Annotated in this window: 23 protein-coding genes and 1 riboswitch; all 23 genes read right to left on the minus strand. The window is 58.8% G+C overall.

Going from position 1 to position 19,173, the window contains the following annotated elements; translation table 11 throughout:
• The 23 genes from K341_RS0104025 to K341_RS0104135 all read right to left on the minus strand — a co-directional run bounded on the left by K341_RS0104025 (position 1) and on the right by K341_RS0104135 (position 19,132).
• On the minus strand, positions 1-843 hold the full coding sequence (locus K341_RS0104025; RefSeq protein WP_026761937.1) for a metal ABC transporter permease: 843 nt from the start codon (positions 841-843) through the stop codon (positions 1-3).
• Positions 834-1,640, minus strand: coding sequence for a metal ABC transporter ATP-binding protein (locus K341_RS0104030; RefSeq protein WP_026761938.1), 807 nt, complete (start codon positions 1,638-1,640; stop codon positions 834-836). Before K341_RS0104030 ends, K341_RS0104025 begins: the two co-directional genes overlap by 10 nt.
• 19 nt (positions 1,641-1,659) lie before the next feature.
• Entirely contained in the window at positions 1,660-2,397 is a 738-nt protein-coding gene (locus K341_RS0104035; protein WP_026761939.1) for an ABC transporter permease, read from the minus strand.
• Positions 2,397-3,284 (minus strand): ABC transporter ATP-binding protein, encoded by an 888-nt coding sequence (locus K341_RS0104040; protein ID WP_026761940.1) that lies wholly within the window; start codon positions 3,282-3,284, stop codon positions 2,397-2,399. The genes K341_RS0104035 and K341_RS0104040 overlap by 1 nt, the downstream gene beginning before the upstream one ends.
• A 6-nt stretch (positions 3,285-3,290) precedes the next feature.
• Positions 3,291-4,277: a Gfo/Idh/MocA family protein gene (locus tag K341_RS0104045; protein ID WP_026761941.1), complete on the minus strand. Its 987-nt coding sequence runs from the start codon at positions 4,275-4,277 to the stop codon at positions 3,291-3,293.
• 136 nt (positions 4,278-4,413) lie between these two features.
• Complete coding sequence (locus tag K341_RS0104050) at positions 4,414-5,406, minus strand: sirohydrochlorin cobaltochelatase (protein ID WP_026761942.1); 993 nt, start codon at positions 5,404-5,406, stop codon at positions 4,414-4,416.
• 123 nt (positions 5,407-5,529) lie between these two features.
• A riboswitch (cobalamin riboswitch) is annotated at positions 5,530-5,721 on the minus strand.
• A gap of 65 nt (positions 5,722-5,786) precedes the next feature.
• Positions 5,787-6,518 (minus strand): vWA domain-containing protein, encoded by a 732-nt coding sequence (locus tag K341_RS0104055; protein WP_026761943.1) that lies wholly within the window; start codon positions 6,516-6,518, stop codon positions 5,787-5,789.
• Between the two features lie 12 nt (positions 6,519-6,530).
• Positions 6,531-7,331 carry an RNA polymerase sporulation sigma factor SigH gene (gene sigH, locus K341_RS0104060; protein ID WP_009350529.1) on the minus strand — a complete coding sequence of 267 codons (801 nt, stop codon included), beginning with the start codon at positions 7,329-7,331 and terminating at the stop codon, positions 6,531-6,533.
• A gap of 252 nt (positions 7,332-7,583) precedes the next feature.
• On the minus strand, positions 7,584-8,132 hold the full coding sequence (pyrR, locus tag K341_RS0104065; protein WP_009350528.1) for a bifunctional pyr operon transcriptional regulator/uracil phosphoribosyltransferase PyrR: 549 nt from the start codon (positions 8,130-8,132) through the stop codon (positions 7,584-7,586).
• A 10-nt stretch (positions 8,133-8,142) separates the two neighbouring features.
• Entirely contained in the window at positions 8,143-9,048 is a 906-nt protein-coding gene (locus tag K341_RS0104070; protein ID WP_026761944.1) for an RluA family pseudouridine synthase, read from the minus strand.
• Positions 9,045-9,503: a signal peptidase II gene (gene lspA, locus K341_RS0104075; RefSeq protein WP_009658230.1), complete on the minus strand. Its 459-nt coding sequence runs from the start codon at positions 9,501-9,503 to the stop codon at positions 9,045-9,047. The genes K341_RS0104070 and lspA overlap by 4 nt, the downstream gene beginning before the upstream one ends.
• A 17-nt stretch (positions 9,504-9,520) precedes the next feature.
• On the minus strand, positions 9,521-10,060 hold the full coding sequence (locus tag K341_RS0104080; RefSeq protein WP_026761945.1) for a DivIVA domain-containing protein: 540 nt from the start codon (positions 10,058-10,060) through the stop codon (positions 9,521-9,523).
• A gap of 20 nt (positions 10,061-10,080) precedes the next feature.
• The gene (locus K341_RS0104085) at positions 10,081-10,875 is read right to left on the minus strand and encodes a YlmH family RNA-binding protein (protein WP_026761946.1); all 795 of its coding nucleotides are present in this window, start codon (positions 10,873-10,875) and stop codon (positions 10,081-10,083) included.
• Complete coding sequence (gene proC / locus K341_RS0104090; protein WP_026761947.1) at positions 10,875-11,687, minus strand: pyrroline-5-carboxylate reductase; 813 nt, start codon at positions 11,685-11,687, stop codon at positions 10,875-10,877. The genes K341_RS0104085 and proC overlap by 1 nt, the downstream gene beginning before the upstream one ends.
• 5 nt (positions 11,688-11,692) lie before the next feature.
• Positions 11,693-12,208: a cell division protein SepF gene (locus K341_RS0104095; protein WP_009658253.1), complete on the minus strand. Its 516-nt coding sequence runs from the start codon at positions 12,206-12,208 to the stop codon at positions 11,693-11,695.
• A 15-nt stretch (positions 12,209-12,223) separates the two neighbouring features.
• Positions 12,224-12,937, minus strand: coding sequence for a YggS family pyridoxal phosphate-dependent enzyme (locus tag K341_RS0104100; protein ID WP_026761948.1), 714 nt, complete (start codon positions 12,935-12,937; stop codon positions 12,224-12,226).
• The gene (pgeF, locus tag K341_RS0104105; protein ID WP_009350520.1) at positions 12,934-13,749 is read right to left on the minus strand and encodes a peptidoglycan editing factor PgeF; all 816 of its coding nucleotides are present in this window, start codon (positions 13,747-13,749) and stop codon (positions 12,934-12,936) included. The genes K341_RS0104100 and pgeF overlap by 4 nt, the downstream gene beginning before the upstream one ends.
• A complete protein-coding gene (locus K341_RS0104110; RefSeq protein ID WP_026761949.1) occupies positions 13,746-15,494 on the minus strand; it encodes a radical SAM protein in 1,749 nt (582 codons plus the stop codon). The genes pgeF and K341_RS0104110 overlap by 4 nt, the downstream gene beginning before the upstream one ends.
• 24 nt (positions 15,495-15,518) lie before the next feature.
• Positions 15,519-15,989, minus strand: coding sequence for a transcriptional regulator NrdR (gene nrdR / locus K341_RS0104115; RefSeq protein WP_009350518.1), 471 nt, complete (start codon positions 15,987-15,989; stop codon positions 15,519-15,521).
• A 27-nt stretch (positions 15,990-16,016) separates the two neighbouring features.
• On the minus strand, positions 16,017-16,907 hold the full coding sequence (locus K341_RS0104120; RefSeq protein WP_026761950.1) for a helix-turn-helix domain-containing protein: 891 nt from the start codon (positions 16,905-16,907) through the stop codon (positions 16,017-16,019).
• Between the two features lie 87 nt (positions 16,908-16,994).
• Complete coding sequence (locus K341_RS0104125; RefSeq protein WP_026761951.1) at positions 16,995-18,140, minus strand: cysteine desulfurase family protein; 1,146 nt, start codon at positions 18,138-18,140, stop codon at positions 16,995-16,997.
• On the minus strand, positions 18,137-18,580 hold the full coding sequence (locus K341_RS0104130) for an RrF2 family transcriptional regulator (protein ID WP_009350515.1): 444 nt from the start codon (positions 18,578-18,580) through the stop codon (positions 18,137-18,139). The genes K341_RS0104125 and K341_RS0104130 overlap by 4 nt, the downstream gene beginning before the upstream one ends.
• A gap of 99 nt (positions 18,581-18,679) precedes the next feature.
• Positions 18,680-19,132 carry a dCTP deaminase/dUTPase family protein gene (locus K341_RS0104135; RefSeq protein ID WP_026761952.1) on the minus strand — a complete coding sequence of 151 codons (453 nt, stop codon included), beginning with the start codon at positions 19,130-19,132 and terminating at the stop codon, positions 18,680-18,682.
• Positions 19,133-19,173: the final 41 nt, after the last annotated feature.

Genomic DNA, 19,173 nt, shown 5'->3' on the forward strand with positions numbered 1-19,173 from the left:
TCACCGCCGATACCGCGCACGCACGGTGAGCGAGAGGAAAAAGAGGATCGACGCCGTCGCCACGATGGACGCGCCCGCCGCGATGCCGAGCGTGTAGGCAAAGAACAATCCCGCGAGCCCCGAGACGAGCGCGGCGGCGACGGAGAGGATATGGTACTCCTTCACGTTTCGGGCGAGGTTGCGCGCCGCCGCGCCCGGCAGAACAAGGAGCGCGTTGATGATGAGGATGCCGACCCACTGGATGCTGACGGCAACGACGACGGCGAGCAGGACGGCGAACGCTGCCTCGACGGTAAAGACCGAGACGCCCCTGCTGCGCGCAAAGGACGGATTCACCGAGAGGAGCAGCAGTCGGTTAAAGAGCAGCGCCCAGCCGCAGACGACGAGCACATCCACGACGAGCAGCCCCGCGAGATCGGCGGGCGTGATGCTCAATATATCCCCGATGAGAAACGGCGAGTATTTCGAAAATCCCCCGCCCCTGCTCATCAGCATCAGCCCGATCGCAATCGCACTCGAGGAAAAGACGCCGATGACGGTGTCCGCCGACGCCGCCGTCCGCCGCTTGATGTAGGTGATGAGAAGCGCAAACGCCGCGGAAAAAATCACGAGCGCGGCGAGCGGCGAGACGAGCCCGACGATCGTGCCGACGGCGATGCCCGTGAACGCTCCATGTCCGAGCGAGTCCGAGAAGAACGCCATGCGGCTCGAGACGACCATCGTGCTGAGCAGCCCAAAGAGCGGCGTCATGAGGAGCACCGCGAGCAGCGCATTTTTCATGAACGTATAGGAAATCCACGAGAACGGGAGCGCCGTCTCCATCGCATGATAGATCAGTTCCATGCCGCTCCCTCCTCCCGCGCGGCGCAGAGATGCCGCACATCCGGCAGAATGCCGAAGATCTGCTCCATCTGCGGGTCGGCAAAGACCTCCGCGGGCGTCCCTGCCGCCGCAATCCCGCGGTTCATCAGCACGACGCGGTCAGCATGGCGCGCGACCATGCCGAGATCATGCGAGATGAGGAGGATGGCAAGATCCTCCTGCGCGCGCAGCTCTGCAACGATGTCGTAAAAGAGTGTCAGCCCGCTCCGATCGACGCCCGAGACCGGCTCGTCGAGCAGGAGCAGGTTCGGCATGGGATCGAGCGCGAGCGCGAGGAGCACGCGCTGGAGTTCTCCGCCCGAGAGCGCGCCGAGCCGCCGGTCGATGAGGTGCGCCGCCCGGACGCGGGCGAGACTCTTCTCCGCGCGCACGCGGCAGCGTCCCGCGCCGCACAGCCAGACGGGACGCCGCGTCAGGCACGCCATGAAGAGATCCATGACGCTCGTCGGCGCGCTGACGTCGAACCGCAGGTACTGCGGCACATAGCCGATGACGGGTTTCCCCGCCCGCCGATCGTCCGCGTCGACGAAACGCAGCGTCCCCGTGTGCGGCACCTCGCCGAGGACGGCGCGCAGGAGCGTGCTCTTGCCCGCACCGTTGGGACCGATGACTGCCGTCAGCTCGCCGCAGTGGATGTGCAGATTGACATGCGAAAAGACTTCAAACATCCCGAACGAGACGCCGAAGTCTTCGATTTTGGTGCAGCAAAAATTCGCGCAGCCCGCCGCCGCACCTCTCTGATGAAAAAAGCGTTGCATGGGTATTCCTTACTAGAGTTTAGTCCGTGAGACGCCGAAATTTCCATGTGCCGAGCCACAGCCCAAAGAGCGCATATGCCGCGACCACCGCAAGCGACAGCGCGGAGAACTCGCCCGTCCCGCCGAGCGAGCGCAGGAGATGACTCGTATGCGTCAGCGGCAGGATCTCGACAAGCCACCGCACGATGTCCGGCAGCGCGCCCGTCGAGAAGAACGTCCCGCAGAGAAAGGACATCGGCATGAGGATGTAGAGGTTGACCTGCCCCATTTCCTCATAGGTCGTGATATACATCGCCGCGAGGAAGCCGACCTCGGCGAAGATCATGCAGTTCATGATGAGGACGAGCACAAAGAGCGGCGTGATCGCAAAATGTGCGCCGAAGAGACAGCTGAGCGCGATGATGATAACCGAGGAGATCATCCCGCGCAGCACCGCCCCCGCAACCTTGCCGATGACAAACGCATCGGGGCGAATCGGCGCAATTAAATATTCTTCAAGACTCCGGTGGTACATGCGCTCCGCGTGCACCGAGATGATGCCGTTAAAACTGACGTTCATGGAGTTCATCGCGAGCAGCCCCGGCACGAGGAAGTCGAGGTACGACCCGCTCCCGACGTCGATGCTTCGCCCCAGCCCCCAGCCGAACGCGATGAGGAACATGAACGGCGAAACCATCCGGCTCAGCACATATTTCACAAGGCGGCGCCGCAGGACAATCCAGTCCCGCCAGAACACAGTCCAAATATCGCCGCACATCAGAGTCCCTCCTTTCGCCCCGTCAGCTCGATGAACACGTCCTCGAGATTTGTCGGGCGCAGGAGCACGCGCCGCATCCGCTCTTCGAGGAGACGCACATGCGCGCGTGCCTCCTCGCGCGTGTGGAAGAACCGATAGGCACGCCCGCCCTCTTCGTCCCACTCCACGGCAAAGTCGCCGAGATGCGCGCAGAAATCGCGCGGCGTCCGCAAGTCGACGAGCAGCCCCTTATTGATGATGGCGACACGGTCGCAGAGCGCTTCCGCCTCCTCGATATAATGCGTCGTCAGGAATACCGTCACCCCGCGCCGCGCGAGCTCGCGCACAAAGTCCCAAATGCGGCGGCGAATCTGCGGGTCAAGCGCGACCGTCGGCTCGTCGAGGAAGAGCACCTGCGGCTCGTGGATCAGCGCGCGCGCAATGAGCAGGCGGCGGCTCATGCCGCCCGAGAGACGGCGCACACCGTCGTTGCGTACCTCCGTCAGAGACATCTCGGCAAGCAGACGCTCGATGCGCGCTGTCCGCTCCGCCGCCCCAATATGATGGAGACGCGCGTGCAGCTCCATGTTCTGCCAGACGCTCAGCTCCTGGTCAAAATTCACATGCTGCGGCACAACGCCGATGCGCTCCTTGATCGCCTGCGCGTCCGTCTCCGGATTTCGCCCGCCGATACGAATGCGCCCGCTCGTCGGGCGCGTCTGCATCGTGAGCATCCGGATGATGGTCGTCTTGCCCGCGCCGTTTGGCCCTAGCAGTCCGAACACCTCGCCCGCGCCGACCGAGAGAGAGACGCCTGCGACGGCAGTCTTCCACGATTTTTCCTGTGCTTCGTTCGTATGGGGAAATTTTTTAACGAGATCCTCCATCTCGATCATCATATCGCTCATGACGCACTAGTCCGCGCGGAACTGGATGCCCGCCAAATGGCGTGCCTTCTCCATCACTGCCATGACCTCGCGCGTTGTGCGCAGTCCCTCCTCCACGCGTGCATATTCGTCCCGCGCGTAGATACTGCGGAATGCCTCGAACTCGTGCGTCATGCGGTGTGCGTGTCGGTTCAGCGTATGCGTCTCAGGCGCGGCGCCGCGCAGGCATACCGTATAGGAGGCGAGTTCGTTCGGCGTCCCGTCGGCACGCAGCCACCCCGCCTCACCCTGTACCATGAAAAAGGACGGACTCGCGCTGTCCTTCGCCGCCGTGAGCGTCGCGAAAAACCCGTCATATCGCAGCGTCATAACCCCCGAGGTATCGATGCCGTTAAAGCCGATATTTGCAGTATAGGCAGCGCTCTGCGGACGACCAAACATAGAGATAATGAGTTCCAAATTATATACATTGAGATCATAGAGTGCGCCGCCCGAACATGCAGGATCGAACGCGGGCGCGACGTCCCGCGCGAGATAGCGGTCATAGCGGCTCGAATACTGGGAGAAATTTGCCTGTACTGCACGGACAAGCCCGAGATGCGGCAGCGCCTTGAGGAGCCCCTCGTAGTTCGGCAGGAACAGCGGCGTAACCGCCTCGAAAACGAAGCGGCGCCCGGCACGCGCGCGCGCGATCAGCTCTTCCGCCTCAGCGAGCGTCGACGTGAACGGTTTCTCGACGATCACATGCCAGCCCGACTCGACGGCGCGCCGCGCATAGTCAAAATGCGCGCTGTTGACGATGCCGAGATAGACAAAATTCGCTATATGTGACCGGAGCATTTCTTCATAGTCCGTCATGACCTGCGCGATACCAAACTCACGCGCGAGCTCCGCAGCTTTTTCTCTGCTGTGCGGACGCGCGCAGATGCACACGACCTCGATGCCCTGCACGGCACGCAGCGCGACGAGAGCCTCGCGCGCGATCATCCCTGTGCCGACGATTGAAAGTTTCATCCGTAAACTCCTTTGTATACGATAGATACTTTATTATAGCAGGGTGGGCGCGAAAAATGAAGAGCGCAGCAAAAAAGAGCCGCCGCACGCACTGTGCAGCAGCCCGATTTTATCTCTATATACTTAGATACTTATCTTATTTTTCAAGCGCATCCCACGCATCATTTGCACGATGGACATAGAGATCGCGGATCGCTGCGTTCTCACCAATACCATGCAGATAGGTGGATACCTTAAACCCTGCGGCTTCCAAAACAGACTTATGCGAATCCTTATCGTCGCCCGCCATATCGTTGTTGGCATGATCGCCTGCAACCATCATCATCGGCATGAGCGTGACGTTCTTGATGCCGGCTTTCTTGAGCTTTGGAATAACCGTTTCAAGGCTGGGCCAGCCCTCTACCGTGTAAACAAACACGTTATTATACTGCATCTCATCAATCTTTGCCTGAATGACGGAGTAATACGCATTCGACGGCTGCGGCGTTCCGTGTGCCATGATGAGCAGTGCATCGTGCTTGCCGCGGTCAGGGAACTGCGTGGCGAGCGCCTTAATCGCTTCGGTTACGTCATCAGACTGGTCTTCCTGTCCCTGCCAGTACATGAGAGATGTACCGCAGGTCATCTTCTTGAACTGTTCCTTGTAGTTATGGAATACGGCCGTCAGATAAGAATACTCCATACCCGGAATGACGTCGAGCGAGACAAGAGCTACACGGGAGTAGCCGTCTGCTTTGAGCTGTGCGAGCGCCTCTTCGGGGGTCGGATACTTCTTGCCCTCGTTCTTCGCGATGCGGTCAATGATGATATGGGAGGTGAATGCCGTGACGACCTTTACGCCCGGATGAGCCGCCCGAATAGCGTCCACCGTTGCCTCGATGGTCTTCTCCCGCGTGTCTTTGAACGTCGTACCAAAGCTCGCCACAACGATGGCATCCTTGTTCGTGTAATTCATCATCTGCGGGTTTTCATACTTCAGAACGCCGATCTGCGCAGCCTCCATCAGTGCAGGCGTCGCTGTCTTGACCTCCGGGTTCAGCTCATACGCCGCCTCAGCCGGAGTATAAGCAACCCCAAACATCGCGGAGCATGCAAGCGAAGCGACCAGCATTTTCTTCCAACTCTTCATCATAATTCCTCCCAACAGAAATATAAAAAGGCTTCCCCCGCCATAACGAGAAAGCCCTCCGATTCCATACAAAGAATCCGTGAGAGTCCCCTTCCCATCGCTCGCGGGTCTGTGCCAAAGCACACGGTGACTGTCAGACAGGCAGTTCTTCCGGCTCGGTTCATCGCTCCTCTGCGCCTTCCCAAGAGATCTTGGCATCTCTCAGTGACATTATGCAGATTCGCTCCCCTCACGGCGGCGGGACCGCGCCGGCTCTTCCGGCTTCCCTATTAAGCGTGCGCCCGCAGGCGCCGCACCTGTCTCTTGATATTTAATTATGGATTCATAACTATACTTGATAGAATACACTGTTTTTTACTTATTGTCAATCGGATATGCCCTTATTTCGCCGCATCCTGCTCGACATGCCGCTTCCATGCGCCTCGCTCTGCACCGGATTCTTCGGCGGCTTCCTTGACGTAGGCGCTGACGGCGTCATAGTTGGCACGGACACCCGTGTGCGTATTGCTGTACGTCACGGCATTCTCCCGATCGACGCCGATGGCGCCCGCCTCCTCTGCGGCGTCGATGTTCGCGCCGAGATAGATGAACGACCAGCCGTCCATTTCCTGTTTATCGGAAATCATACGTTTGACCGCTGCCCGGGTGAACTCTGTGCTTGCATTCTCAAGTCCGTCGGTGATGATGACGAAGACAACCTTTGTCCCCGGCGCAGTGATGCCGTCCGCCCGCTCCATGCGTCGGATCGTCGTGCCAACGGCGTCGAGCAGCGCCGTTGTCCCGCCTGTCACATAGTCATGGTCGGTCAGCGGCGGAACACGCCAAATCGCCTTTCGATCATAGAGTGTCTGCACCTCGTCGTTGAAGAGGACTGCCGTCACACGGACGGGAATGTGGAGTGCACGTTGTTTTTCGACCATACTGTTAAAGCCGCCGATGGTATCGGACTCGAGTCCGCCCATGGAGCCGCTCTTATCAATGACGAGCACGAGCTCAATGCGCTTCGGCTTCTCCGCACTGGTAATCTGATCCGCAGCATATGCGTGCGGCACAGTGATGAACAGTGCGCATAGAAGGACGGCGCATACGCCGAACAGAGCTTTCTTCCACATAACAAGACCTCCTCAGGGTACTCCCACCGTACGGTTGATCGTCGTCAGTCCGCGGTAAACGGTGCCGATGTCCAGTTCCTCGCCGCGCGACTCCATATACTTCTCGAGTTTTCTCTTGACGCGCTGAAGCGCGTTATCGATGGACTTCACCTGACGATGGAGATCGACGGCGATCTCCTGATAGGATTTGCCGTCGAGATAGCTCATGAGGACGCGCCATTCGAGGTCGCTCAGAATCTCCTCCATCTTTTTCTCAATATCGACGAACTCCTCGCGGCTGATGACCAGCTCCTCCGGGTCGCTGATGCGCGCGCCCGAAAGGACGTCGAGCAGCGTGCGGTCGGAGTCCTCGTCATAGATGGGCTTATTGAGCGAGACATAGGAGTTCAGCGGGATGTGTTTTTGCCGCGTCGCCGTCTTGATCGCCGTAATGATCTGCCGCGTGACGCACAGCTCGGCGAATGCGCGGAACGAAGAGAGCTTATCCTCGCGGAAATCACGAATCGCCTTAAAGAAGCCGATCATGCCCTCCTGCACGATATCCTCACGATCTGCACCGATGAGGAAGTAGGAACGTGCTTTTGAGCGCACGAAGTTCCGGTACTTATTGACGAGGTAATCAAGTGCCTCGTTGCCCTCGTGCGTACGGATATGGACAAGTAATTCCTCATCCGTATAGCCTTCGTAGATGCTGTTTTCGGGCATCTCGCTTTCCGGCTCGTCCGCCTCTTCGATTTCGCCTGCCTCAAGTTCGTCCGGTGCAGACTGTTCATCATCCAGCATTGACTTTTGTGGGTCGCCAAAAAAAATCATACGATTGCTCCGTATCTCCCAATACCGTCTGCTTGGGAAGTTGCCGATGAGATTTCATTCGTCTTTCCATTTCGATTATAACCCTATTGTAAAACTGCCGTCAAGGGATAAAAAGAAAGGACACTTGCACTAGGATATTAACCTCGGTGCAAATGTCCTGTTCTGAGCGTATCCGGCGGATGGATGCCGCTCCCGCCGGCATGCTGCGCCACACGCTGCAGGATGATATAGATACCGTGATGCGGATGTTCTTCATATGCATTCGCGAATGACGACTTTTTCCTCCGCATCGGTGTCATATAATTGAACGGAAACATCCTCGTGCGCCGCCGTCGGCACATTTTTTCCGACATAGTCGGCACGGATGGGCAGCTCGCGGTGCCCCCGGTCGATGAGGACGGCGAGTTGAATGCTCTTCGGACGTCCGATGTCGAGGAGTGCATTCATCGCGGCGCGGATTGTGCGCCCGGTATAGAGTACATCGTCGACGAGCACAACCGTCTTGCCCGTGATGCCCTGCGGCATCTCCGTCGGGCGCACAAGCGGCTGATAGGAAAGCTCGTTAAGGTCATCGCGGTAGAGCGTGATGTCAAGTACGCCGCGCGGGGGAGCGATGCCCTCGATGCGTGCAATCTCAGTCGCGATACGCTCCGCGATAAAGACGCCGCGCGTGCGGATGCCGACGAGCACAAGATGCTCCGTCCCCTTGTTCTTCTCGACGATCTCATGAGAGATGCGCAGGAGGGCGCGACGAATGCCGTCAGCATCCATGAGAACGGCTTTTTCTTTGAATGCGGTCATGCTTCTCTCCTTATCTGCCTGCGCGCAGACGGTGCAGGATATCCTCCATATCGGCGGGAAGCGGCGCGGTGAACCTCATCTGCGCACCCGTGCGCGGATGCGCCAGGGTGAGGATATGTGAGTGCAGCGCCTGTCCATGTATTCCAAAGGGATTTTTCATCGCCGTGTACTTCGCATCGCCGACGAGCGGATGTCCGATGCTCGTCATATGAACGCGAATCTGATGCGTCCGCCCCGTCTCGAGTACGCAGCTGACGAACGTATAGTCACCGAATCGTTCGAGCACTTCGAAATGCGTGGTCGCGGATTTACCGCCGCTGCGGACGATTGCCATGCGCTTGCGGTCGGTCGGGTGCCGCCCGATATCGCCCGTGATAACGCCCGCGCGTTCGGCGATGTTTCCGTGCAGGAGGGCGCGGTATTCGCGCCGCGCGGCTTTGCTCCGTATCTGCTGCGCGAGAAAATGATGTGCCATATCGTTCTTCGCGGCAACCATGACGCCGGAGGTATCCTTGTCGAGCCGGTGCACGATGCCGGGGCGCAGCTCTCCGTTGATGCCGGAGAGATCGCGGCAGCGGAAGAGAAGCGCGTTGACAAGCGTCCCCGTGAGATTGCCCGCGGCGGGATGAACGACCATCCCGCGCTCCTTATTGATTACGATAATGTCCTCGTCCTCATAGAGAACATCGAGCGGGATATCCTCCGCTGCGATCACAACCTCCTCGGCGGGCGGCACGGTGCAGCAGATTTCCTCCCCGCTGCGCAGCTTATAATTCGGTTTGACCGGCGCGCCATCCACACGGACATTGCCGTCCGTGATGAGGCGCTGCACATAGCTGCGCGAGCAATTCTCCATTTGGCGCGCAAGAAAGACATCCAGACGTTCTCCCGCGCAGTCCGCAATATATCGGTTCATCGCGGCAGCTCCTTATTCTGCACAAATAATGCCCACAGCACGGCAGCGGTACCGATCACAATGGCAATGTCGGCAATGTTGAACACAGGCCACACACGGAAGTCAAAGAAATCCACGACATGCCCAGTACGCACACGGTCGATCATATTGCTCACCGCCCCCGCCGCGAGAGCAACACTCCCATAGTGAATGAGCGTACCACTGCGCCGCAGCCGTGGATAGAACCCCAGAAACACGACGAAAAATGCCGCCGCAACGCCGAGGAAGAGCGATCGGCTGTGCGCGAAGATGCCGAACGCAGCCCCCGGGTTCAGCACGTAGGTAATGTGAAAGATTCCCGCCGCAACGGGGATGCTTTCTCCCGGCAGCATCGCTGTCTCCACATAGAATTTTACAAGTTGGTCGGCAAGCATAATGATAAAAAAAAGAAATGCGGCTTTCGATCGTCCGCTCATTCGTTTTGTTTTCCTTCCTATTCTTTGGAGGGAGCTTCCACAGGCTGCGGCGTTCCTGTGGAATCCGTCATATCCGGCATGCCGGCAATCTCCTCGTCAATCCGCTTCAATTCTTCCTGCACGCTGCTCTTCATACGACGCAGAAAGGCATGCTTTTCCTGCACAAGACGTTCGTATTCGCCGACGATGCCTCGTACCTTATCGGCGGCTTCCTCAAGCTGTGCCTTGGAACGGATTTCCGCCTCCCGACAGAGGTTCTGCGCTTTCTTCGCGGCACTCTCAAGGATTTGATCTGCAGTTTCCTTCGCGTTCGCAGTCACTTCCTCCGCCGTCTTTTGCGCCGCCATAAGCGTATCGCGCATCCCCCGTTCGATGCGGTGAAACTCTTCGTTGCTCTTCTGCGCGCGCGCAAGCTCCGCCCGGAGCGTTTCGTTATCCTCGAGCAGCGCCGTATAGTCCTTGATGATCTCATTGAGGAAGTCGTTGACCTCCGCCTCATCAAAGCCGCGGAAGCTCTTCCCAAATTCTTTCGCCTGAATGTCCTTCGGTGTCAGCACGATGCGTCCCTGCCCTTCCCTTAGAAATAACGATGCAGAACGACGGAGATGCGTCCCTTCTTGGTCTGCCCGCGCACCTCCGTGACCTCTAGTCTGCCGCGTCCGCGCATGGAGAGCACATCGCCCTGTTTGATGTTCTTCGAGGCGCTGCCTGCGCTCTGCCAGTTGAGTTTCACCTTGTCCGCCGCGATGTCATCCGCCGCACGGCTGCGCGAGATGCCAAAGCCCGCCGCAGCGATGGCGTCGAGACGCAGGGACGCGACAGTCGCGCGGATCTCCTTCGTCCGCTCTTCGCGCGGTGCGATATCCGCGAGGTCGCCGAGGGTGGTCGTGACGCGCACGGCGCCGATCATCGTGAGCTCTTCCATGATAAACTGCGCCATTTTCGTATCGCAGAGGATCTTCGCCGTATCCCCGGCGAGAAGAATATCCCCCACGCCGCCGCGGTCGATGCCGAGCCCCATCAGCGCGCCGAGCACATCGCGATGCATTAAATGCGCGAACTGCCCGTTCCACGCCGCAGTGACGCAGACGATCTCATAGCCGCCCGGTGTCCCTGCAAAATCCTCGTGCAGGAGCATCGCGCGCTGCCGCTCCGCTCCCGCGTATCCGCCGTCAAAATCGAGCCGCAGTCCGTCATAGCTCGCGCGAACGGTCTCTGCGATCTCCTGCCCGTAGGGATCGAGAAAGGGAGTGATGCGAAATTTTTGCGTTTTCATCACGTTTTCCGCAAGGTCAAGCAGGCGCATTGCCGTTTCTTCCCCCTCACCCCCGCGATAAAAGCGCAGAATGCGTTCCCTCTGTTCCGAAGCCATTAATTCCTCCCCAATTCTCTTGCGCGCTGCGCTGCGGCAAGAACAGCTTCCATGAATGCAGCGCGCACACTCCCACACTCCAATTCCCGAAGCCCCGCCGCAGTTGTTCCCGCGGGACTTGTCACCGCTGCGCGCAGGTCGGCAGGTGACATTTTTCCGCGCAGAACCATCTCCGCTGCCCCGAGAACGGTCTGTGCCGTCAGCAGCGTCGCCGTATCACGGCGCAGCCCTGCGGCGACCCCGCCCTCGATCAGAGCCTCCATCATGAGGAACGCATAGGCGGGACCGCTGCCGGAGAGTCCGGTCACGGCATCCATATCCGCCTCATGCACCTCCGTTGTCCGCCCCGCAGCACCAAGAATCAGCGCGGTAAGCTCGCGCGCACGATCCCCTGCGAGAGATCCACACGCATATGCCGACATCCCCGCACCCGCTGCGAGCGGCGTATTCGGCATCGCACGCACAACGGGATGTCCCGGGTATGCTTCCTCAAGCACAGCGATTTTCAGACCTGCAACAATGGAGAGCACACATGCCCCAACGCGCAGATGCTCTGCAGTCTCTCGCACAGCAGCGGCTGCCGCCGCAGGTTTCACTGCGAGAATAAGCATGTCAATACGGGACAGAAAATGTTCTGCCCCGACTTCTGCATGAACGCCGTAGGTGTGCGCAAGCATGTCGCAGCGCACCGCCTTATGCTCCGAAACGAATATATGCGGTGCGGCAACCGCACCGGAGGATGTCACTCCCGCGATGATTGCCTCCGCCATCGCCCCGCCGCCGATGATTCCAATGCGCAGGTTGTCACACATGATATTTACCGATTCAGCCACGACATGTCGTCGGTCAGCCGATGCTCTTCCTCAGAGTAGCTGACATTGACGTTGCTCGGCGCACAGAGGATGACATTGTTGCTGATTTTCTTAATATCGCCGTTGAGTGCATAGGTTGTCCCGCTGATAAAATCGATGATGCGGTTTGCAACGCTCTTCTCCGTCTTTTCGAAGTTCAGCACGACAGGCTTTTTCTTTTGCAGGTTTGCAGCTACCTGCTGTGCATCGTCAAACGTCTGCGGCTCAATGACGACAACGTTCATACGGTACGCCGCAACCACATTATCAATCGATGCGGCGGATGACGTACCGCCCGTCGATGATGAAAAATCGGGAAAGCCCGAAAGATTGGCACCGGTCTCCGGGCGCCGCGCACGCGATCCGATGTCCGTCACGCCGGAGGATTTCCTCTCCGTCTCTTTTTCCTGTCCCTCGGTTTCCTCCGCCTCGTCTTCGGCGGTAATACCTATGGTTTTTGATATTTTCTTGATAATGCTCACTGCTGTGTCACACTCCTAAGTATTGTATTGGCGTGCGCCAAAGATCGCCGTACCGACGCGCACAAGATTCGCGCCCTCTTCGACCGCAACGGTGTAATCGTGCGTCATGCCCATCGAGAGGTAGCGAATATCCGCCTTGGGGGGTTCCTTTTCCTTTGCTTCTTGAAACAGTTCGTACATCTCCCTGAACAGAGGACGGCACTTCTCCTCATTGTCATAATTCGGCGCAATGCACATAAATCCCTGCAAGCGCAGATGAGGAAGCCCTGAGACTGCCCGAAGCAGCGGATCTAAATCCTCACGGTAGACGCCGGACTTCGACGCCTCGCGTGCAAGATTGACCTGTACGAGAATGTTCTGCACCTTGCCGAATTTTTCCGCCGCCTTATCGATTTCTGAGGCGAGATGCTCGGAATCAACCGAATGAATGAGATCAAACTGTCGTACGGCGTGTTTTGCCTTATTGGTCTGTAAATGTCCGATGAGGTGCCATTTCGCTTCACGCTCAAGTGTCTCCGCCTTATCAAGCGCTTCTTGGATGCGATTCTCCCCGATGTTCATCACACCACTGTCGATCGCGGTACGCATCGCTTCCACAGGGTGATTCTTCGTGACGGCAATCAGCTCTACGGGAGCCTCGACTGGCACATGGGTACGCCGTGCCCGCGCCTGTGCGATCTCCGCGCGAACGGCTCGCAGGCGCTCGCATATCATGATATCGTCGCTCATTTCAGCTCCATCACCGCCGCCAGTCTTCCCGTTGTCCCGCCCGAAGCACGGTAGGAATAATACCAAGTTCCTTCACACGCCGTACATATATTGGCACAGTCGATCTGTTCCTCCGGAATGCCCGCCCCGATAAGCTGGATCCGGTTTGCCGCCCACAGATCGAGGTGTATCTCGCCGTCTTTCTCCGCGAGGATTTCCGCTTCATGACCGGGCATCGATGCGCGAAACTCTGCTGCCTCCGCCGCACCGACAGGATAGCACGCGGCGCTGATCGAGGGTCCAATCCCTGCGAGGAGATCCCGGGGCTTCGTCCCGAACTCCTCAGTCATGCGATGAGCGGTCTTTGCCGCAATATGATGCAGTGTGCCGTCACGCCCCGCATGGATCACCGCACCCGCATGCCGCACAGGATCATAGAGCAGAACGGGCACACAGTCGGCAAAGCAGAGCATGAGCGGCACGCCGCAGTCATTCGTGATAAGCGCGTCGGCGTCCGCCATCGCGTCCGCATAGTCATGCGCCCCGCGCCCCGCATCACGGCGCATGACGCGCACAATCTCCGTTCCGTGCACCTGCCGCACCGAGCAGATGCGCTCCGCATCAAGTCCCATCGCCCGCATATAGCGTACGCGGTTCTCCCACACGGCCGCAGGATCGTCACCGACATGCAGTGCCATGTTCAGAGTATCATACGGCGCCGCGCTCACCCCGCCCTGCCGTGCCGAAAAGCCGTGTACCACTTTGTCCTCGGGAAAGATGTCCAGCCGCCCGTTCCATAAATTATCGCCGATCCGCTGCAATACAAAACTCATGATATTTTCCTTTCCACACCCGTGCAGACACCGCACCGCGTACACCCGTCGGTACAACAGGGCGTCGATTTCAGCGTCTGCGCCCGCACATATTCCTGTCTGAGATAATGTTTCGTAAACCCCATATCGAGATGTTCCCACGGGAGGATGTCGTCCTCCGCCCATGCAGGATTCAGATAAAAGTCCGGCGAAAGCCCCTCCACTTTCATCTCCGGCACGAGATCCTTTGCGCCGCGCCCCTCGGCGGCACGGATCAGCGGCTCCGAGAGCCGGCGGTCTCCGCGCGCAAGGATCGCCTGTACGAGCGCTTCCTTGGGCGACTCGAAATGCACGATGATGCGGGGGCGGCGGCGCAGCGCCGTGACGATCCGCTTCATAACGGCGTCGAGACGCTTCTTATCCGCCATCGGCATCCACTGGAACGGCGTGAACGGCTTCGGCACGAAGGGGTTCACACTGAGCGTCAGCGTCCCCCTACAGCCCTTCTCGTCCATATAGTCGCGCAGGCGCGCGGCGAGGTCGATGATTGCCTCAATGTCGGCATCCTCTTCAAAGGGAAGCCCGACCATGATGTAGAGCTTGAAATTCGGGATGTGCGCCGCTGCACCGAGATCGATCGCCGTAAAGAGGTGATGTTCCTCGATCCCCTTGTTGATGACCGCGCGCATCCGCGCACTGCCCGCCTCAGGAGCCAGCGTGAGCGTCCGCAGACCACTCGCAGCAAGGGATTCCACGAGCTCACGCGTCACCGAATCCGCACGGAATGAGGCGACAGACATCGACAGCCCCGTCCCGAGGATGGAACGGCAGAGCGCGTCGATCTCCGGGTAGTCCGAAATCGCCGCGCCCATGAGACCGATTTTTTTCCCATAGGAAAGGGCGTCCCGCACCTGCGCCTCGATCACGGGGAGCGATCGGCTGCGCGGACGGCGGAAACAATACCCCGCCATGCAAAAACGGCAATGCCGCCCGCAGCCGCGGGCTGTTTCAATGAGGTAAAAATTGAACTCCGTATCGTCGGTGACGATGATCGTATGCGCCGGATAAGCGTCGAGATCGCGTACCCACTGCCGCCGAATACGCGGCGGCGCGCCGTCCGCGGGAAGAAGTGCCGTCATCCGCCCGCCAGGTGCAAAGGACGGCGTATAGAGCGCGGGCACATACACACCGGGAACGTGTGCGAGCCGCCGCAGCAGCGCCGCCCGATCCTCTCTCGCGCACATCCCCTCATGATAGGCGTCCATCAGAGCGCCGACGGTCTCCTCCCCCTCGCCGATGATGAAGGCGTCGACCACGGCGGCAAGGGGCTCGGGGTTGAATGTCGCACAGGGGCCGCCCGCAATAACGAGAGGATCCCGGTCACCGCGTTCCGCCGCACGTATTTGGACACGGCTGAGCGAAAGCATTTTGACGACGTGAAAATAGTCCGGCTCAAAGGAAACGGCAAAGCCGATGACGGCGAAACAGGAAAGCGGTGTCTGCGTCTCCACGCTCATCATCGGCGTCTGCGTGCGCTCATAACGCGGGAGTTCCGTGCGGTCAGGCAGGAAGACGCGCTCGCACGCGGTATCGCCGCGGCGATTGAGGAGATCATAGATGATATGCAGCCCGAGGTTCGACATGCCGACAAAATAGGTGTTCGGATAGACAAGAGCAAAGCGCGTGCGTCCGCCCGGCGGCCTTCTCACATACCCGTGCTCCTGCGCGAGCCGTGCGATAATGCCGTTTTTCAATCGCTGATCCACGCCCTGCCTCTTCCTTTCACGTCGTTACTCTTTCTCCTTCCCCTTGTGCGCGCGCAGTGTTTCAAGTTCCTCAATAAAATTTGTAATATCGTCAAATTTACGATAGACGGAGGCAAAGCGGATATATGCCACCTCGTCAAAATCCTTCAGCCGCTCCATCACAATCTCGCCGAGCTTCTCGGACGGAACTTCCGGCTCCGTACGATTGCGGATGTCACGTTCGATCTCGGCAACAAAATTCGTAATCTGCTCCATCGAGATGTCCCGCTTATCACAGGAACGAATGATGCCCGTCATCAGCTTGTCACGGCTGAACGGCTCGCGGCGATTGTCTCGCTTTACCACCATGAGCGGCATTTTTTCGACTGCCTCGTAGGTGGTAAATCGCCGCCCGCATTCAGGGCATTCGCGACGGCGGCGAATCGTCGTCCCGTCATCGGCGGCGCGGGAGTCAACGACCCTGCTGTCCGGCTGCTTGCAAAAAGGACATTTCATCGGATCCACCTTTCCTCATGCACGATATTACCGCATATTCTTTGTGTCCTTGGATGCGTCCTTCGGCGAACGTACGGGCTGCGGAGTTTTCTCCGCCTCGGCGGACGGGCGCGGTGCGGGCATACTTACGGTATCTTTCAGATCCTTTGTCGTCTTTGTGAAGCGGCGTTCGACAACCTCGCCGACAGCGCCGAACTTGCCAAGCTTCTTTCCGTTCGCCGTTACCTCGACTGCCCCCGCATTCCCCGCACGCACGACAATACTGTCCTTGCCCTGCCAGTTCTCAGTCACTCCTTCTTCGAGGATCCCTTCATAGACGGTTTCTCCGTCCACCTGCACCTCTGTCCAGCAGCGCTCGCTGAGGTGTATGCTGACACGAACGTCCTGTGCGGCGGCACTGCGCGCCTCATCCGCCGCGTCCGCCTCTGCCGCGGGTGCGGCGACAGTAGTTTTTTCGGACGGTACCTGCGCCGTCTCACGCGCCGGTGTATTGATATAGGAGACGAGTGCCGCCCCTCCGCCGACGAGGGCGGCGAGGACGATGATTCCCACAGCGAGTTTCCCAAAGATCCCTGCATAGGACGACGAACCGTTGCCGCCGATCGATATTTTGGAAAGCGATTCGTCGCCTACACTGCTGAGCGTAACGCGGTGCGGCTTTTCCTCTGCGGGTGGGGGCGGTGCGATCGGTGTTCCCTGCTCCTCGGCAAACTGCTGCATAAGTTTCTCCGCATCGAGCCGCAGAAAACTCGCATAGTTGCGGACAAACCCCTTGGCATAGACCATTCCGGGCAATCCTTCAATATTGCCCCGCTCGATACACTCGATGTATAGCGCACGGATACTCGTTCCCTTTTCGATGTCCGCAATCGTCATCCCTTGTTTCTCGCGCTCTTTTCGCAGGACGTCGCCAACCATGAGATCTCCTCCCGGAACAATGTTGCTCTCTGTTTATCGTGTCGTTGATACTAATTATACATGAAGTACCCTATAAAGACAAATATTTCACTGCAGTTCTTCTGCAATCGCCGCAAGCGTCTCTGCAAAACTAAGGACATCCTCGCGCGTAGTGTGGCGTCCAAGGCTCACGCGGATACAGGTGCGTGCCACATCCTCCGAACACCCCATTGCGCGCAGCACATGCGATACCTGCGCTGCACCCGCGCTGCACGCGCTCCCCGCCGAGACGGCAAATCCTGCAAGATCAAGACGAATGAGCAGCGTGTCCTGTGCGATCCCCGCAATGCCGAAGTTCAGGACGCCGGCAAGCCGATTGTCCCGATCTCCATGAAACGAGATGGACCGAATCCTTCCGATGCGTTCGCGCAGGAGCTCCGTATAGGCGTGCAGGCGTTCCTCCTCCGCGGTCTGCTCGGTACATGCGATCTCCGCCGCTCTGCCGCAGGCGACAATCCCCGCCGTGTTTTCTGTCCCCGCGCGCATGTCGCGCTCCTGGGCGCCGCCGTAGAAAAACGGTGCGATGGCCGTGCCGCGCCGCACATACAGTGCGCCGACCCCTTTTGCGCCATAAAATTTATGCGCGGAGAGAGAGAGCGCATCAACGCCGAGCACATTCACGTCGAGAGGGATATGACCGACCGCCTGCACTGCATCCGTATGGAACGGGATGCCGTGTGTACGGAGCAGTGTCCCGATCTCTGCAATGGGCTGAATGCTCCCAACCTCGTTATTCGCCGTCATGATCGAAACGAGTACCGTATCCTGCCGGAGCGCCGCCGAGACATCCGCAGGATCGATGCGCCCCGCCGTGTCTACCGGCAGATAGGTAACGGAAAACCCGCGGTGCTCCATCGCACGGCAACTCTCGAGCACCGCATGATGTTCAATGGACGAGGTAACGATGTGCGCCCCCTTCCCCGCAGTGCGCCCCGCCTCCGCGAGCCCCCGAATCGCCCAGTTGTCGCTCTCCGTGCCGCCGCTCGTGAAGAAAATCTCTTCGGGCAGAGCCCCAATGAGCGCCGCTGTCTTTTCCCGTGCACGATCGATACCACGCCGCGCAAGCTGACCAAACGTATGCAGGCTCGACGGGTTCCCGTAAACGCCTGAGAGATAGGGCTGCATCGCCTCGTAAACACGCGGATCAATCGGCGTCGTTGCCGCATGGTCAAGATAGACGATCCGCTCACTCATTGATTGCACCCAACATGCGCGTGATCGCCGCGCAGGAGATGCGCAAGGGAAATATTATTCAGCACGGAATTGATTGCTGCGCATACTTCTTCCCAAATTTGGCGCGTCGCGCATGCGCCCGCATGAACGCAGCTCTGATCCCCTGCATCCACATCGGTGAGCAGGCAGTCAACGAGCGCGATAGGCCCCTCCACCGCCGTGATGATCTCTCCAATGGTCACCTCTGCGGGCGGACGGGAGAGCGTATAGCCGCCCTGCGCACCGCGTACGCTCTCTACAAGTCCCGCACGCCGTAGCGGCAGCATAAGCTGTTCGAGATAGTTCTCCGATATCCCCTGCGATTTTGCAATTGTCTTAATCGGTACAACGCCCTCCCCATAATGCAGGGCAAGTTCATAGAGCGCCGTAACGCTGTACCGCCCCTTTGTCGATAGTTTCATATAATACTCCCGAGGTGCTCACCGCACGGTTCACCCCCCACCGATTTATGTGATTTTATCTTTTCTATTATAAATGAGATGATGCCGCCTGTCAAAACTCTATGCGCCCGTCGAGCCAAAACCGCCCGTCCGCGCTGCGCCGTGTCCCGCCGCATCCCCGTCCACCGTCAGGTAGGTGGTGAAAATCCCCTGCGCGATGCGCTCGCCCGCCGCGATACGCACCGCCTCCGCACCGTAGTTAAAGATTGGAATGAGGATATGTCCTTCGTTCTCCGCGTTTCCATAGTAGTCCGCATCAATCACGCCGACGCCGTTCATCAGCATGAGGTGCTTCTTAAACGCCGCACTCGAACGGATATAGACCAACAGCACCTCATTTTCCTGCATATACGCCTTCACTCCTGTCGGCACGAGCTTCCCCTCGCCCGGCGCAATCTCGACCGACTCCGCTGCGGCAAAGTCATAGCCCGTGCTCGCGCCCGTCTTGCGCTCCGGAAGATGAACGCCGCTGCTCTCATAGAGCGTAACAACTTCAAACCCTCGCGTTCTCATTGTGCTTCCTCTCTAAAGAAAAACCGCCGCGCCGAATCGCC

Source organism: Centipeda artemidis DSM 19719 (assembly GCF_000426665.1).
Taxonomy (GTDB): domain Bacteria; phylum Bacillota; class Negativicutes; order Selenomonadales; family Selenomonadaceae; genus Centipeda; species Centipeda artemidis.

Bases quoted from the DNA above. Each gene is read 5' to 3' on its own strand.
- K341_RS0104025 (WP_026761937.1), bottom strand. From the start codon at position 843: ATGGAACTGATCTATCATGCGATGGAGACGGCGCTCCCGTTCTCGTGG.
- K341_RS0104030 (WP_026761938.1), bottom strand. From the start codon at position 1,640: ATGCAACGCTTTTTTCATCAGAGAGGTGCGGCGGCGGGCTGCGCGAAT.
- K341_RS0104035 (WP_026761939.1), bottom strand. From the start codon at position 2,397: ATGTGCGGCGATATTTGGACTGTGTTCTGGCGGGACTGGATTGTCCTG.
- K341_RS0104040 (WP_026761940.1), bottom strand. From the start codon at position 3,284: ATGAGCGATATGATGATCGAGATGGAGGATCTCGTTAAAAAATTTCCC.
- K341_RS0104045 (WP_026761941.1), bottom strand. From the start codon at position 4,277: ATGAAACTTTCAATCGTCGGCACAGGGATGATCGCGCGCGAGGCTCTC.
- K341_RS0104050 (WP_026761942.1), bottom strand. From the start codon at position 5,406: ATGAAGAGTTGGAAGAAAATGCTGGTCGCTTCGCTTGCATGCTCCGCG.
- K341_RS0104055 (WP_026761943.1), bottom strand. From the start codon at position 6,518: ATGTGGAAGAAAGCTCTGTTCGGCGTATGCGCCGTCCTTCTATGCGCA.
- sigH (WP_009350529.1), bottom strand. From the start codon at position 7,331: ATGATTTTTTTTGGCGACCCACAAAAGTCAATGCTGGATGATGAACAG.
- pyrR (WP_009350528.1), bottom strand. From the start codon at position 8,132: ATGACCGCATTCAAAGAAAAAGCCGTTCTCATGGATGCTGACGGCATT.
- K341_RS0104070 (WP_026761944.1), bottom strand. From the start codon at position 9,048: ATGAACCGATATATTGCGGACTGCGCGGGAGAACGTCTGGATGTCTTT.
- lspA (WP_009658230.1), bottom strand. From the start codon at position 9,503: ATGAGCGGACGATCGAAAGCCGCATTTCTTTTTTTTATCATTATGCTT.
- K341_RS0104085 (WP_026761946.1), bottom strand. From the start codon at position 10,875: ATGGCTTCGGAACAGAGGGAACGCATTCTGCGCTTTTATCGCGGGGGT.
- proC (WP_026761947.1), bottom strand. From the start codon at position 11,687: ATGTGTGACAACCTGCGCATTGGAATCATCGGCGGCGGGGCGATGGCG.
- K341_RS0104100 (WP_026761948.1), bottom strand. From the start codon at position 12,937: ATGAGCGACGATATCATGATATGCGAGCGCCTGCGAGCCGTTCGCGCG.
- pgeF (WP_009350520.1), bottom strand. From the start codon at position 13,749: ATGAGTTTTGTATTGCAGCGGATCGGCGATAATTTATGGAACGGGCGG.
- nrdR (WP_009350518.1), bottom strand. From the start codon at position 15,989: ATGAAATGTCCTTTTTGCAAGCAGCCGGACAGCAGGGTCGTTGACTCC.
- K341_RS0104120 (WP_026761950.1), bottom strand. From the start codon at position 16,907: ATGGTTGGCGACGTCCTGCGAAAAGAGCGCGAGAAACAAGGGATGACG.
- K341_RS0104125 (WP_026761951.1), bottom strand. From the start codon at position 18,140: ATGAGTGAGCGGATCGTCTATCTTGACCATGCGGCAACGACGCCGATT.
- K341_RS0104130 (WP_009350515.1), bottom strand. From the start codon at position 18,580: ATGAAACTATCGACAAAGGGGCGGTACAGCGTTACGGCGCTCTATGAA.
- K341_RS0104135 (WP_026761952.1), bottom strand. From the start codon at position 19,132: ATGAGAACGCGAGGGTTTGAAGTTGTTACGCTCTATGAGAGCAGCGGC.